The sequence below is a fragment of the Streptomyces hainanensis genome, from assembly GCF_004348415.1.
GTDB classification, from domain to species: domain Bacteria; phylum Actinomycetota; class Actinomycetes; order Streptomycetales; family Streptomycetaceae; genus Streptomyces; species Streptomyces hainanensis.
On record NZ_SMKI01000208.1, the window covers coordinates 1 to 13144 of the forward strand.

The window sequence follows — 13144 nt, forward strand, 5'->3', positions numbered from 1 at the left end:
CCCTCCGCCCGGCCGCCCGGCCGCCCGGCCCGTCGGTTGACCTCAAGCCTGGTTGAGCGTCTAGCGTCGTCGTCGTTCCGCGAAGGACCCCACCGGCATGGAAGGCACTGACAGATGACACGGCTCGGCCTGGGACCCGTCGGTGTGACCCTGGACGTGCGCGCCGACGGCGGGCACCTCGAGGACGCCGTCCTGCTTGAGCACCTCGGCTACGCGACGCTCTGGATCGCCGGCGGTCAGCTGGCGACCCTCGACCCGCTGCGGGACGTCGTCCTGGCGACCGAGCGGATCCGGGTCGGCAGCGCGATCATCCCCGCCCGGGTGCATCCGCCCGAGGACGTCGTCGCGTTCCGCCGCGACCTGGAGGCCACCGCCCCGGGGCGGCTGATCACCGGGCTCGGCGGGGTGCAGGGCGGCCGCCCGCTGCACACCATGAACGCCTACCTCGACCAGCTGGACGCCGCCGACCCTCCCGTTCCGCCCGGCGCCCGCGTGCTGGCCGCGCTCGGCCCCCGGATGCTCGAACTGTCCAGGGACCGCGCGGCGGGCGCGCTGGCGCTGCTGGTCACCCCGGAGTTCACCGCGAACGCGCGAGCCGCCCTGGGCGAGGAGGCGGCCCTGGTCGTCATGGAGTACGTCGTCGTCGAGACCGATCCGCGGCGGGCCAGGGACGCCGTGCGGGAGCCCGTCGGCTTCCTGAGCCGGGTCGGCGGCTACCCCGAGAACCTGCGCCGGATGGGCTTCACCGACGAGGACCTGGCCGAGACCAGCGACCGGCTGATCGACGGCGTGGTCGCCTGGGGCGACGTCGACGCCGTCGCCGCCCGGGTGCGGCGGCATCTGGCGGCCGGCGCCGACCAGGTGGTGCTCGCCGTGCGGCCCACCGGGCCGGACTCCGTGCCCCGCGCCGAATGGCGCGCGCTGGCCGCCGCCCTCGGCTGAGCCAACCTCGGCTGGGCCAACCTCGGCTGGGCCAACCTCGGCTGGGCCAACCTCGCCTGAGGACGCCCGCGCCGGGCACCCCCTACAGCGGAGCGCGGCGCGCGGGGATACTCGCCGCGAACGTGGCGAAAGGAAAGGGGTCCGGCGTGTCGGAGCAACGGGATCAGGGGCGCATACCCGACCAGGCGGGGACGGCGGAGGACGAGCGGGCGCGGCTCGCGGCGCTGCTCGACGAGGTCGTCCCCGAGGACGACTTCCCCTCGGCGTCCGCGGCCGGCGGGGTGACCTTCGTCGAGTCGGTGCTCGCCGAACGCCCCGACTGGCGGCCGCGGGTGGCGGACGTGATCCGTCGGGGGCGGGCGAGCGCGCACTGGGACTGGTTCGCGGAACTCGTCGCCGGCGGCTACTACGCGGACGCCGGCAACGGCGGCAACGCGGGTTCCGCGTCCTGGGCGATGGTGGACTGGCGGCCGGAGCCGCTCGGTGGCTGGGGGACCGACGTCCCGGTGGCGGCGGCGGCCCCGGCCACCACGCACCCGAGGGATCTCGCCGCCCGCTACGACGCGGTCGTCATCGGCTCGGGGGCCGGCGGCGGCGTCGCCGCGTGCGGCCTGGCCGAGGCCGGCCGCACGGTGCTGGTCGTCGAGGCCGGGGGCTGGCCGGGGACGGCCGAGCTGGCGCACGACCACCTCAGGAACCCGCGTTCCGACTGGGGGTTGGCGCCGCTCTCCGGGCCCGCGGCCGACGGCGACCCGCGGGTGCTGGACGACGGCCGCCACGACCTCGTCGCGCACCCCACGGACGCCGGCTGGCACAACAACGCCTTCACCGCCGGCGGCGGAACCCGCGTCTACGGCGCCCAGGCCTGGCGGTTCGCGCCGCTCGACTTCGCGATGGCCACCGCCTACGGCGTCCCGCCGGGCAGCGCGCTCACCGACTGGCCCATCGGCTACGACGACCTCGCGCCCTACTACGAGCGCGCGGAGTGGGAGATCGGCGTCAGCGGCGGCGGGGACGACGGCCGGTGGGCCGGCGCCCGGGCCCGCGAGCTGCCGATGGGCCCGCTGCCGGCCGGGCCCGCGCGGGAACGCCTCGCCGCCGCGGCCGCCTCGCTCGGCCTCGGCACCGTGTACGTCCCGCTGCTGATCAACTCGCGCCCGTACCTCGGGCGGCGGGCGTGCGCCCAGTGCAACCTGTGCGTCGGCTTCGCCTGCCAGGTGGACGCCAAGAACGGCAGCCAGAACACGATGCTGACGCGGGCGTTCGCCACCGGCCTGGCCACCGTCGTGCTGGAGAGCCGGGCCGCCCGCATCCGCACGGACGGCGCCGGCCGGGTGGTCGGCGTCACCCTCGTCGGCACCGTGGACGGCGTGGCGTGGCGGCGGGACGTCGACGCCGCCGAGGTCGTGGTCGCCGCCGGCGCGATCGAGTCGGCCCGGCTGCTGCTCAACAGCCCGAGCGCGCGCGAGCCGCACGGCATCGGCAACGGCCACGACCTCGTCGGCCGGCACCTCCAGGGGCACCTGTACGGCGGCGCGATGGGCGTCTTCGGCGACGTCGTCGAGGACCTGGTCGGTCCCGGCCCCTCGATCGCGACGACGGACCACCGGCACCGGAACGGCGACCTGATCGGCGGCGGGATCATCGCGAACGAGTTCGTCGCGACCCCGTCCAACACCTACCGCTACCTCGTCGGCGCCGGCCTCGTGCCGCGCGACGGGGCGGCGGGCAAGCGGGGCATGCGGGAGCTGGTGCGCCGCAGCCTGCGGCTGATGGGACCGATCCAGGAGGTCACGGTCGCGGACGCCCGGGTCAGGGTGGACGACGGGGTGGTCGACCGGCACGGCGTCCCGGTCGCCAGGATCAGCGGCGGCGTGCACCCGGAGGACCTGCGGGCCCGCGACTTCACCAGTCGCCGCAGCGCCGAGTGGCTGCGCGCCGCCGGCGCCCGGGACGTCTTCGCCTACCGGTACCCGCCCCGCGGCCCGTCCGGCGGCCAGCACCAGGCGGGCACGCTGCGGATGGGGAACGACCCCCGGACCTCGGTGGTCGACTCCTTCGGCCGGGTCTGGGGCCACGAGAACCTGCGCGTCATGGACGGCTCGGTCCATGTCACCAACGGCGGCGTCAACCCGGTCCTGACGATCTTCGCCACCGCGCTGCGCAGCGTCGAGGAGATGACCGGCGGGTGGCGGACCGGCGGGTGGCGGACCGGCTGACGGCCCCTCGTTTGGTTGATCGGGCAGTCATCCGACCCGCGACCGTCATTCGTTGTCCAGGCCCCAGCTGTGGATCTTGTGCGGGTGGATGCGGATCACCTCGGGGCTGAAGTGCGAGCCGAGCGCGTGCGGGCCGACGAGGAGTTCGGCGGTGCCGCGGATCTCCAGGAAGCGGACGCGCCACGGGGTGACGCTCACGACGTCGTCGACGACGAGGGCGAGCCTGGGGTTGGTCCTGAGGTTCCGCCACTTCTTGGTGGCGCCCATCCGCAGGCCGCCGACGAGGATGGTGTCGTCGTCCTGGAGGAAGAAGCCGACCGGGTTGTTCTGGGGCTGGCCGTCGGGGTCGACGGTGGCCAGCCTCGCCAGCCGCTGGCTGGCGAGGTACGCGCGCTGGGTCTCGGTGAAGTAGGTCATGAGCGCAACCTTCCGACGAGGGCGTCCTCGGTGGGGTATCCGCGCCCGGCCGGTCACCCGGCCGGGCGCCGAGGGGCGGCGTCAGTCGAGGGCCGGGTAGTCGGTGTACCCCCGGTGGTCGCCGCCGAAGAAGGTGGTGCGGTCGGGGGCGTTGAACGGGCCGTCGCCGGCGGCGAGCCGGGCCGGCAGGTCCGGGTTGGCCAGGAACAGCGAGCCGTAGGCGATCAGGTCGGCCGTGCCGTCCTCGACCAGCTTCAGCTCGGCCGGTCCTGTCGGCTCGCCGCCGGTGAAGGGGTTGAGCACCAGGGTGCCGGGCCACCCCTCGCGCAGCCGGCGCACGAGCTCGCGCTGGCCGGCGGCCTCCATCACGTGCAGGTAGGCGAGGCCGAGCGGGGCCAGCCGGGCGACCAGGGTCTGGTAGACCTCGGCCGTGTCCTCCGGGTCATCCTCGGCGATGTCGTTCACCGGATTGCCGGGCGAGAGCCTGATGCCCACCCGTTCCGCGCCGACGGCCGCGGCCACCGCCTCCGTCACCTCGACCGCGAACCGGACGCGGCCCTCGACCGAGCCGCCCCAGGCGTCGGTGCGCCGGTTGGCGTTGGGCGCCAGGAACTGGTGGATCAGGTAGCCGTTGGCGCCGTGCAACTCGACGCCGTCGAAGCCGGCGGCGATCGCGTGGCGCGCGGCGGACGCGAAGTCGGCGACCGTCGCGGTGATCTCGGCGTCGGTCAGCTCCCTGGGGGTGCCCAGCTCCTTCGGGCCCTCCTGGGTGAAGACCTGGCCGAGCGGCGTGACCGCCGAGGGCGCGACCGGGCGCAGCCCTTCGGGCAGCAGGCTGGGGTGGCCGATCCGGCCCGCGTGCATCAGCTGGGCGAAGATCACCCCGCCCCGCTCGTGGACGGCGTCGGTCACCACGCGCCAGGCCGCGACCTGCTCGTCCGAGTGCAGGCCCGGGGTGTTCGGGTAGCCCTGGCCGACCACGGAGGGCTGGGTGCCCTCGGTGACGATCAGCCCGGCGCTCGCCCGCTGCGCGTAGTAGGTCGCCATCAGCTCCGTCGGGCTCGCGCCCGGGCCGTAGGCGCGGCTGCGGGTCATCGGGGCCATCACGATGCGGTTGGCCAGCCGCCTGCCGGCCAGGTCGTGGGGGTCGAATGCCGTGGTCATGATCGGTTTCCTCGTCCTCGGGGTCGCGCTCACCGCGACCGGCAATGCTTGCTCGAACAAGTAATGGCCCGAAGGGCATTCCCCGGCTACTGTGATCCGCGCCACAGGAGCCCCGGTGGAGGGAGAGCCGTGGCCGGTAGGCTCCTGACCATGAGCCAGTCGAACGCGCCGGACGAGCCGACCGCCGCCGAGGCCGCGGCCGCCGCGGCCCGGGCCGGGTGCGCCGCTGGCACGCCGCCCGTCGACAACGGCCCCATGACGCACGCGATCCTGCGCGTCGCCCGCCTGCACCGGATGCTCGCCGGCCAACTGCTGCGCCGCCTCGGCCTCCACCCCATGCAGGAGCTGGTCATGATGCAGCTGTGGCGGCACGGCCCACAGCGCCAGAGCGACCTCGCGGCGCTGCTCGGCTCCGACGCCGCCACCATGACCCGCACCGTCCGGCGCCTCGAACACGCCGGCTTCGTCCGCCGCTCCCCCTCCACCACCGACCGGCGGGTCACCATCATCACGCCGACGTCGGCCAGCCTCGCCCTCCGCGACGAGGTGGAGCGCGTCTGGAGCGAGATGGAACGGAGCGTCACCGAGGGCCTGACCGCCGACGAACGGGAGGCCGCCATCGAGACCCTGGCCCGGATCGAGGAACGCCTCGCCAGGGCCACGGCGCGGAACGCCCCCTGCGGCGGCGGCGGCGACCGCGACCGCCCGGCCGACGGGTCCTAGGCCGAACGCCCGTTGACGGCCGCCGACGGCCGCCGACGGCCGTCGACGGCCGTCCGATCGACGTAGCGGACACACCCTGTCCGCCACCCCTGGAACGGTGGGCTCCGACCCGACCGGATCAGGCGAGGAGCCACCCCATGTCCGTCACGACCACGACCCACCTGAACTTCCGCGGCGCCGACGCCGACGAGCTCAGCGGCCTGTGGAAGCGGCTGACCGAGGGCTCGACCGTGCTGCGCCCGCTGAGGGCCGCCGCGTGGGCTCCGCTGTACGGCATGGTCAGGGACCGCTTCGGCGTCACCTGGGTCCTGGACGTCGCCGCGCCGTACCGGGGCTGAGCCGGCCGGACGGCCTCGGGCCGGTCCCGGAGCGCGGCGTGGCGAGGGCCCCGGCCGTCCGTCGTCACGGATGGCCGGGACCCTCGCGTTCGGGTGAGGCCCGGTCAGGACTCCGGCGGCGGCGGGATCGCCTGGCGGCCCGGGCAGGTGATGTTCGGGTTGATGTGCTCGAACGTGCCGTTCGGGTTCTCCTCCCAGACCCAGGCGTGCAGCGTGTAGTAGGGGAGGGTCTGCGGCGGGGTGAACTCCTCGCCGAAGAGGCTGGCCGGCCGCTTGGAGACGTAGCCGACGGCGGCCAGCTTCAGGCTGCCGTCCTCCTGCGGCACGTACACCACGGAGTTGGGCTCGGTGATCGCCAACTCCTCCTGGCTCTCCGCCACCTCCCTGACGAAGTGGTAGCCCAGGCCGGTGATGCACGACTCGCCGAGCGTGTAGCCGTCCGCCTCTGCCAGCCGCACGTTCTGGTAGCGGTCCGTCGCCCGCCTGACCCGCTCCAGCTGGGCCTCGACGTCGGCCTCCGTGAGGCTGCCTTCGCCGGTCTCGGTGCCCCCACCCTGCTGGCCGGGCTCCGACTCGGCCGCGGGCGTGACATGCGGGGCGTCGTGGGTGTCGTGACCGTCGCCGGCCAGGGCGACGCTCGCCGGGAGCAGGACGAGCGCGGAGGCCAGGCCGAACGTACCGAGGGATCTCAGTGAACTTCTGTTCATCTCCAACTCTTTCTCTGTCGCGTGGGGGGATGAGGGACGTCAGGGGAAGCCGTCGAGACGATCTTCTGGTCGCTCCCGACGAGGCGCCATCGCGGACGGGCCGAACGTGTCGCGGGGCCTCTTCCTCGCCCGGATGCGGCCCACGCGAGGGTGAATGACGATCAGGGGAGTGGCAGGGCCTGCCTCGCCGGGCGGCACGCGCCTAGCCTGCCGCCGTGCCGGGAGAGGCCCCCGGCGTGCCGGAGACCGTCGGTGGAGAGCGCGGTGGACGGCGCGGACCAGAGTTCCAGGAGGCATGACCATGACGATGCGGAACCGGGTGCTCGGCGGGACCGGGGTCTCCGTCAGCCCGCTGTGCCTGGGGGCGATGATGTTCGGCCCCTGGGGCAACGAGGACGAGGACGAGTCGATCCGGATCATCCACCGGGCGCTGGACGCCGGGATCACCTTCGTCGACACCGCCGACGTGTACTCGGACGGCGAGTCGGAGCGGATCGTCGGCAAGGCGCTCAGGGGCCGCCGCGACGACGTCGTGCTGGCCACCAAGTTCTTCATGCCGATGGGCGCCGACCCCAACCAGCGCGGCGCGTCCCGCCGTTGGATCACGCGGGCGGTGGAGGACTCGCTGCGCCGGCTCGGCACCGACCACATCGACCTGTACCAGGTGCACCGGCCGAGCCGGGACACCGACGTCGAGGAGACGCTCGGCGCGCTCACCGACCTGGTGCGGCAGGGCAAGGTCCGCTACCTCGGCTCGTCGTCGTACGCGGCCAGCCAGATCGTGGAGGCCCAGTGGGTGGCCGACGACCGGCGCCTCGAACGGTTCGTGACCGAGCAGCCGCCGTACTCGATCATGGTGCGCGGCATCGAACTCGACGTGCTGCCGACGGCGCGCCGGCACCGCATGGGCATCCTCACCTACAGCCCGCTCGGCGGCGGTTGGCTCTCCGGCCGGTACCGCACCGGCCGGGACGCCCAGGCCCCGGCCTCGGAGGCCAGGAGCCGGCTCGCCGGACGGTTCGACATGTCACTGCCGGAGAACCAGCGCAAGCTGGAGATCGCCGAGAGCCTGGCGGTGCTGGCCGAGGAGGCCGGGCTCAGCCTCGTCGAGCTGGCGATCGCGTTCGTCATCAACCACCCCGCCGTCACCTCCGCCATCATCGGCCCCCGCACGATGGAGCAGCTGGAGTCCCAACTGCCGGCCGCCGACGTCACGCTCACCGCCGAACTCCTCGACCGGATCGACGCGCTCGTCGCCCCCGGCGTGACGGTCAACCCCGCCGACAACAGCTACGGCGAGGCCGAACTCACCCCCGAGGCACGCCGCCGCCACCCGTGACCCCTCGGGGCCGGGCGGCGGGTGCGTGCGGCCGGCCGGCCGCTCGCGTGCGGCCGGCGGCTCGGCTCAGGGGTGGGCGGCCCGGTAGGCGTTCAGCGCGGCCTGGGCCGAGGGGCGCCGCTTCGCGAAGACGTCCCGGACCCGGGGATCGGAGCGGGGCAGCCTGGAGCCGCCCTGGATGATGGCCCCCGGGACCTCGTAGTTGTAGACGACCTCGTCGCAGGCGTCGTTCACCTGCACGGTCGACTTCTTCAGGAAGGCGTTGACCCCGGCGTAGACGTCGTGGATCTCGTCCGCGAGGTAGTCGATCTGGTCGTCCATGCTGAAGACCGCGTTCGCGCCCAGCCCGCCTCCGCCGTCGAAGGGATGGCTGAACAGGCCGGCGCGGCGCGGCGGCGCGGTCCACTGCGCGAGGCCGATCCCGGGCCTGGCCGGCCCGACGTGCTGGGCCGAGTTCCGGTTCATGATGGCCTGCGGCGTGTGGTTCACCACGGCACCGGCGAAGTTCTGCGAGCGCATCGGGGTGCCGGGGGCGCTGCCCTCGATCCGGTTCGGGATCACCCCGGACTCGGCCACGAGGTTGCCCACCACCCCGGCCGCCCCGTTCACCGGGTAGCCGTAGTCGTCGATCAGGTGTTCCATCACGTACAGCATGCGCTTCTCGAGGCTCTGCTGTTCCCAGTGCTGGTCCTTCGTCTGGTTGGTCATGATGCTCCCGCAATCCCGCTCTAGGTCTGTTCCGCCCCGGGTTTCCGCCCGCGGAGCCGTTAACCGGGCGAAGGGCCGCCGATACCGGGTTTCGGATCGGCCCGGCGGGGTTGTCAGTGGGCGTCGCTAGGGTCGGTGCCAGCGTGGGTTGCCACCGCGGGTTGGCACCGAGGAACGGGGAACGGGGAACTGATCATGGACATCGTGCTCGTCGCGGGGCTGTGGCTCGACGGGTCCGCCTGGGACGACGTCGCGGCCGAGCTGCGGTCGCTCGGCCACCGGCCGGTCCCGGTCACCCTCCCCGGCCAGGGCGACGGGGTCACGGCCGCCACGCTCGAGGACCAGCTGGCGGCGGTGCTGGCCGCGGTCGACGCGGCGCCCGAGAAGCCGCTGGTCGTGGGGCACTCCGCCGCCTCCACCCTGGCCTGGCTGGTCGCCGACGCGCGCCCGGCGGGGATCGCCGGGGTCGTCATGATCGGCGGCTTCCCGACCGCCGACGGCAAGCCGTACGCCGACTTCTTCCCGATCCAGGACGGCGCGATGCCGTTCCCCGGCTGGGGCCCCTTCGAAGGAGCGGACTCCGCCGACCTCGACGAGGCGGCCAGGCACCGCTTCGCGTCGGCCGCCATCCCGGTCCCCGAGGGCGTGGCCACCGGCCTGGTGCGGCTGACGGACGACCGCCGCCTCGACGTCCCGGTCACGGTCGTCTGCCCCGAGTTCAGCCCCGCCGAGGCCAGGCAGTGGATCGACGCCGGCGACATCCCCGAACTCGCCGCGGCCCACCACGTGGACCTGATCGACCTCGCCTCCGGCCACTGGCCGATGGTCACCGCACCGCACACCCTCGCCCACCTCCTCGCCACGACGGCCGCCGGCACCGACGCCGGGTAGGCGGCGCCGCGCAGGTATGTGGGCGTTCGCTGTTCACGCCCGGTGGCGACGTGGGTACCGTCCTGAGTGCCTGGTTCAGAACGGAGTGCCGCATGCCACATCCCGCTGACGACCACACCGGTGCACGGATCGCGGACTACCGGAAGCTACGTCACCTCACCCAGGTGGGCCTGGCGCAACGGGCGTTCGTCGCCCGATCGACCATCGCGAAGATCGAGGCCGGGCTCTCGCCCGCGACCCCCGCCGTCGTCGCCGCCATCGCCCGCGCGCTCGATGTCGAGGTCGACGTGCTCAACGGCCAGCCCTACCTCGAAGAGATGCGCCAGGACCGGCTCGACCGCATGATCGCGCCGCTGGCGTACGCCCTCGACACATATGACCTCGGCCCCGACCTCGGTATCAGGCCGCGGCCGTTCCGCGTGGTGTCGGCCGAGGTGGACAACCTGTGCAGGGCTGCCTGTGCCACCGAGTACACCCGGACCGGCGACCGGCTGCCGGCGCTGCTGTCCGAGTTGACCACCCTCATCAGCGACCTGCCCGAGGGCGCGGAGCGGCGCCGGGCCGCCGCACAGCTGGCGTGGTGTTACTGGGTGGCCTACGAGTTCGCCTACCGGCTGGGCTTCCACCATCTCGCGGCCATCGCGCTCGAACGCATGGGGCACATGGGCGAACAGGCGCAGGACCCACTGCTGTTGGCGCTCAGGCTCCAGCGTCGCTCCAGCATGCTGCTACGCCGGGGCGACAACCCGTTGGCGCTGCGCGTTCTCGACCGCGCCCACCAGCTGGTGGGGCAGCACGACGCTCCCGGCTCGGTTCCGGTGCTCGCGGTGGCCGGGAGTCTGCACCTGGCCGGGGCCATCGCGACAGCGCAGGCGAGGAACGCCGAGGACGTGAAGGAGCGGATGAAGGAGGCCCGGTCCGTCGCCGAGCGCATCGGCAAGGACGTGCCGTCGGTGTACTGGGCGTCGTTCGGTCCCACCAGCGTCGCGCACTTCGACGTCGCCACCGCCGTCGAGCTCGGGCAACTCGGTGCGGCGATGAAGTCGGCGCGGAAGGTGCGGTTCCCGGCGGATCACCCGCGTATGCGGGTCGGCCGCTATCACATCGAACTGGCGCGCGCCTACTCACAGATGGGGCGCTCGGAGGCGGCGCAGAAGGAGCTGTTCAGGGCTCGGGAGGCGGCCCCGCAGCAGGCGCGTTACCACCCGCTGATGCGGGAGACCGTGGGCGTGCTGGTCCGCCGGTCCCGGCTGGTTCCCGGCACGCTGGCGTCGCTGGCGGCGTGGGTCGGGATGTAGGCGACCGCCGATTGTTCCCGATCGCGGGAACACCAGGGCCTACCGGGGGCGCCACGCTGTGACGGTCAGCAATCGGCCAGTCACTGGAGACGACCATGGTGATCGTCGCAGCGCTCGACGTGAGCACCCCGACCTCGACCGTCGCCGCGAGGCCGATAGTGGCATGCCACTGGCGGCTCACGCTGCTGGGCCTACTCGGCGCACTGGCGCGGCGGGCCGAACACGACGACCACACCGAACCCGAGGCCGACGTCACGGTGGTCACCGGCCTGGAAGGGCCCGTCGAGTTCTGGACCCCCGTCCGCTGCGGCTACTGCCGCCACGCCATCGTGGCGAATGACGACCACGCCGTCACCTGCCCCTGGAAGCCGGGGAAGGCGGTGGCCCGGTGACCGTGGAGATCTCGCTGCGTTGGGGCGGGCACGAGCTGATGGGGCAGTTGGTCACCGACCCGACGACCGGCCGCGTCGGCCGGCTGGACGGCGTGCTCGAACACGTGGCGCGGGAGAGCGGCCGCGTACTGCACGCGGAGGCGCACATGCGCCCGGTGGACGGGAGCGGACGGGAGTGGACGGCGGACGCCACCGTCCTGACGGCCGTGGGGGGTTCCGGTGGTGCCTCCCTCGGGTCGGGGTGATGTCATACGGTGTCGTCATGAGCCCTTCCATCGCCACCAACACCACCGTCGACCTGGCCGGTCTGCTGGAGTTCGTTCGGCCTCGGCATCGCGGTCTGCTGATCACCCGACGGGCGGACGGTGCCCCGCAGGCGTCGCCGTTGACGTGCGGGGTCGACGATTCGGGGCGGCTGGTCGCGTCGACGTATCCGGAGCGGGCCAAGACCCGGAACGCGCGGCGGGACGCCGCCGTGTCGCTCGTGGTGCTGTCGGACGAGTGGAACGGGCCGTGGGTGCAGGTCGACGGGGAGGCGGAGGTCGTCGACGCGCCCGACTCGGTGGAGCCGCTGGTCGAGTACTTCCGCAACATCTCCGGCGAGCATCCGGACTGGGACGAGTACCGGGCCGCGATGGTCCGGCAGGGGAAGTCGATCATCCGGATCACGCCGAAGCGGTGGAGCCCGATCGCCACCGGTGGGTTCCCGGCCCGGCTGGTGGAGTGACGGCACGGGCGAAAATATTCGAGGCTATTGACCGATCGTTGCGGTGGGAGGACTGTAGGAACGGCCCGTTGAGCCGTCGAGAGAGCCGTTGACGTATGGCACCGTCCTCTTCGAAAGGATCGGAAGTGGCGTCGTTAGACTGCTCGCATGCCTCCAGCCGAAGCCCGGGACGAGCCGCTGACGATCGCGCAGATCGCGAAGCGCGCGGGCGTCTCCGTGGCCACGGTCTCCAAGGTCGTCAACGGCCGGGCGGACGTCGCGCCCGCGACGCGTTCGCTGATCGAGGACATCATCCGGCGCCACGGATACCGTCGGCAGAAGGTCGCGGGTCCCGCGGCCCTGCTGGAGCTGGTCTTCCACGAGGTGCGCGGTCCTTACCCGCTCGAGATCTACCAGGGGGTCCAACAGGTCGCCGCCGAGCACCAGTTGGCCGTGGTCGTCGCCGAGCTCCAGGGGCGGCACACCCCCGGGCAGGGCTGGGCGGACGGGGTGTTGGCCCGCCGCCCGACCGGGGTGATCTCGGTGTTCTCCGGGCCGACCGGGCCGCAGGCGGAGCGGTTGAGCAGCCGCGGGATCCCGTTCGTGCTGGTCGACCCCACCGGGGAGCCGGGGCACGCCTCGCCCTCGGTGGGCGCGAACAACTGGAGCGGCGGCCTGTCGGCCACCCGGCACCTGCTGGGCCTCGGCCACCGGCGGGTCGCCATGATCACCGGGCCGGAGGACGTGCTGGCCGGCCGCGCCCGGCTGGACGGCTACCGGGCGGCCATGGACGCGGCGGGCCTGCCGGTCGACCCCGCCCTCGTCCGCACCGGCGACTTCCAGATCCTGGACGGGCTGAAGCACACCCGGGACCTGCTCCGGCTGGCCGACCCGCCGACCGCGATCTTCGCGGGCAACGACGGTCAGGCCCTCGGCGTGTACCGGGCGGCCGCCGAGGCCGGGCTGCGGGTTCCCGAGGACCTGAGCGTCGTCGGGTTCGACGACCTCTTCCCCTCGCCCTGGCTCACGCCGCCGCTCACCACCGTCCGTCAACCGCTCGCCGAGATGGCCGCCACCGCCGCGACCATGGTGCTCACCCTGGCCCAGGGGCGCGAACTCCCGCAGAACCGGGTCGAGTTGGCCACCGAGCTGATCGTCCGCGACAGCACGGCCCCGCCGGCGGCGCACTGAGCCGCACGGCCGCCGCCCCGGGCCCTGACGCCGCCCCCGTCCTTCCTCGCCCGCAGTCGTGCCCGGCGATCCGATCATCGTTCGAAGTGTCGAACGATTGGGTCGGGGC

The 13144-nt window shown here is 73.4% G+C and carries 14 protein-coding genes and 1 pseudogene; 11 read left to right on the forward strand and 4 right to left on the reverse strand.

The annotated features are described in order from the left end of the window. Nucleotides 1-114: 114 nt before the first annotated feature. Nucleotides 115-942 carry a TIGR03620 family F420-dependent LLM class oxidoreductase gene (locus tag E1283_RS19635; protein ID WP_132819403.1) on the forward strand — a complete coding sequence of 276 codons (828 nt, stop codon included), beginning with the start codon at nucleotides 115-117 and terminating at the stop codon, nucleotides 940-942. Nucleotides 943-1088: 146 nt separating this feature from the next. Beyond that, nucleotides 1089-3161: a GMC oxidoreductase gene (locus E1283_RS19640; RefSeq protein WP_207930460.1), complete on the forward strand. Its 2073-nt coding sequence runs from the start codon at nucleotides 1089-1091 to the stop codon at nucleotides 3159-3161. A 45-nt stretch (nucleotides 3162-3206) separates the two neighbouring features. Here E1283_RS19640 and E1283_RS19645 read toward each other — a convergent pair whose 3' ends face one another. Together E1283_RS19645 and E1283_RS19650 are read right to left on the reverse strand one after the other, a co-directional pair. Next, a complete protein-coding gene (locus E1283_RS19645; protein ID WP_132819405.1) occupies nucleotides 3207-3578 on the reverse strand; it encodes a PPOX class F420-dependent oxidoreductase in 372 nt (123 codons plus the stop codon). An 81-nt stretch (nucleotides 3579-3659) separates the two neighbouring features. Continuing rightward, nucleotides 3660-4742, reverse strand: coding sequence for an alkene reductase (locus E1283_RS19650; RefSeq protein WP_132819406.1), 1083 nt, complete (start codon nucleotides 4740-4742; stop codon nucleotides 3660-3662). Between the two features lie 150 nt (nucleotides 4743-4892). Here E1283_RS19650 and E1283_RS19655 point away from each other — a divergent pair, with 150 nt between their 5' ends. Next, entirely contained in the window at nucleotides 4893-5465 is a 573-nt protein-coding gene (locus E1283_RS19655) for a MarR family winged helix-turn-helix transcriptional regulator (RefSeq protein WP_132819407.1), read from the forward strand. A 161-nt stretch (nucleotides 5466-5626) separates the two neighbouring features. Then, nucleotides 5627-5803 (forward strand): annotated as a pseudogene (locus E1283_RS38860) (VOC family protein); the annotation flags it as partial. 104 nt (nucleotides 5804-5907) lie between these two features. Here E1283_RS38860 and E1283_RS19665 read toward each other — a convergent pair. Next, nucleotides 5908-6510 (reverse strand): hypothetical protein, encoded by a 603-nt coding sequence (locus tag E1283_RS19665; RefSeq protein WP_132819408.1) that lies wholly within the window; start codon nucleotides 6508-6510, stop codon nucleotides 5908-5910. A gap of 307 nt (nucleotides 6511-6817) precedes the next feature. Here E1283_RS19665 and E1283_RS19670 point away from each other — a divergent pair, with 307 nt between their 5' ends. Next, entirely contained in the window at nucleotides 6818-7849 is a 1032-nt protein-coding gene (locus E1283_RS19670; RefSeq protein WP_132819417.1) for an aldo/keto reductase, read from the forward strand. 66 nt (nucleotides 7850-7915) lie between these two features. Here E1283_RS19670 and E1283_RS19675 read toward each other — a convergent pair whose 3' ends face one another. Then, nucleotides 7916-8557 carry a phage tail tip lysozyme gene (locus E1283_RS19675; protein ID WP_132819409.1) on the reverse strand — a complete coding sequence of 214 codons (642 nt, stop codon included), beginning with the start codon at nucleotides 8555-8557 and terminating at the stop codon, nucleotides 7916-7918. A gap of 195 nt (nucleotides 8558-8752) precedes the next feature. On the opposite strand from E1283_RS19675, the gene E1283_RS19680 reads away from it, so the two are divergent. The 6 genes from E1283_RS19680 to E1283_RS19705 all read left to right on the forward strand — a co-directional run bounded on the left by E1283_RS19680 (nucleotide 8753) and on the right by E1283_RS19705 (nucleotide 13035). Continuing rightward, on the forward strand, nucleotides 8753-9448 hold the full coding sequence (locus E1283_RS19680) for an alpha/beta fold hydrolase (RefSeq protein WP_132819410.1): 696 nt from the start codon (nucleotides 8753-8755) through the stop codon (nucleotides 9446-9448). A 92-nt stretch (nucleotides 9449-9540) separates the two neighbouring features. After that, on the forward strand, nucleotides 9541-10746 hold the full coding sequence (locus E1283_RS19685; protein ID WP_132819411.1) for a helix-turn-helix domain-containing protein: 1206 nt from the start codon (nucleotides 9541-9543) through the stop codon (nucleotides 10744-10746). A 95-nt stretch (nucleotides 10747-10841) separates the two neighbouring features. Further along, nucleotides 10842-11138 (forward strand): hypothetical protein, encoded by a 297-nt coding sequence (locus E1283_RS19690; protein WP_132819412.1) that lies wholly within the window; start codon nucleotides 10842-10844, stop codon nucleotides 11136-11138. Further along, nucleotides 11135-11383: a hypothetical protein gene (locus E1283_RS19695; protein ID WP_132819413.1), complete on the forward strand. Its 249-nt coding sequence runs from the start codon at nucleotides 11135-11137 to the stop codon at nucleotides 11381-11383. The genes E1283_RS19690 and E1283_RS19695 overlap by 4 nt, the downstream gene beginning before the upstream one ends. A 17-nt stretch (nucleotides 11384-11400) precedes the next feature. Next, a complete protein-coding gene (locus E1283_RS19700; protein ID WP_132819414.1) occupies nucleotides 11401-11865 on the forward strand; it encodes a PPOX class F420-dependent oxidoreductase in 465 nt (154 codons plus the stop codon). 147 nt (nucleotides 11866-12012) lie between these two features. Continuing rightward, a complete protein-coding gene (locus E1283_RS19705) occupies nucleotides 12013-13035 on the forward strand; it encodes a LacI family DNA-binding transcriptional regulator (RefSeq protein ID WP_132819415.1) in 1023 nt (340 codons plus the stop codon). Nucleotides 13036-13144: the final 109 nt, after the last annotated feature.

Coding starts and splice junctions, on each gene's coding strand:
- E1283_RS19680 (WP_132819410.1), top strand. CDS start 8,753: ATGGACATCGTGCTCGTCGCGGGGCTGTGGCTCGACGGGTCCGCCTGG.
- E1283_RS19700 (WP_132819414.1), top strand. CDS start 11,401: ATGAGCCCTTCCATCGCCACCAACACCACCGTCGACCTGGCCGGTCTG.
- E1283_RS19670 (WP_132819417.1), top strand. CDS start 6,818: ATGCGGAACCGGGTGCTCGGCGGGACCGGGGTCTCCGTCAGCCCGCTG.
- E1283_RS19665 (WP_132819408.1), bottom strand. CDS start 6,510: ATGAACAGAAGTTCACTGAGATCCCTCGGTACGTTCGGCCTGGCCTCC.
- E1283_RS19655 (WP_132819407.1), top strand. CDS start 4,893: ATGAGCCAGTCGAACGCGCCGGACGAGCCGACCGCCGCCGAGGCCGCG.
- E1283_RS19650 (WP_132819406.1), bottom strand. CDS start 4,742: ATGACCACGGCATTCGACCCCCACGACCTGGCCGGCAGGCGGCTGGCC.
- E1283_RS19675 (WP_132819409.1), bottom strand. CDS start 8,557: ATGACCAACCAGACGAAGGACCAGCACTGGGAACAGCAGAGCCTCGAG.
- E1283_RS19645 (WP_132819405.1), bottom strand. CDS start 3,578: ATGACCTACTTCACCGAGACCCAGCGCGCGTACCTCGCCAGCCAGCGG.
- E1283_RS19635 (WP_132819403.1), top strand. CDS start 115: ATGACACGGCTCGGCCTGGGACCCGTCGGTGTGACCCTGGACGTGCGC.
- E1283_RS19705 (WP_132819415.1), top strand. CDS start 12,013: ATGCCTCCAGCCGAAGCCCGGGACGAGCCGCTGACGATCGCGCAGATC.
- E1283_RS19690 (WP_132819412.1), top strand. CDS start 10,842: ATGGTGATCGTCGCAGCGCTCGACGTGAGCACCCCGACCTCGACCGTC.
- E1283_RS19685 (WP_132819411.1), top strand. CDS start 9,541: ATGCCACATCCCGCTGACGACCACACCGGTGCACGGATCGCGGACTAC.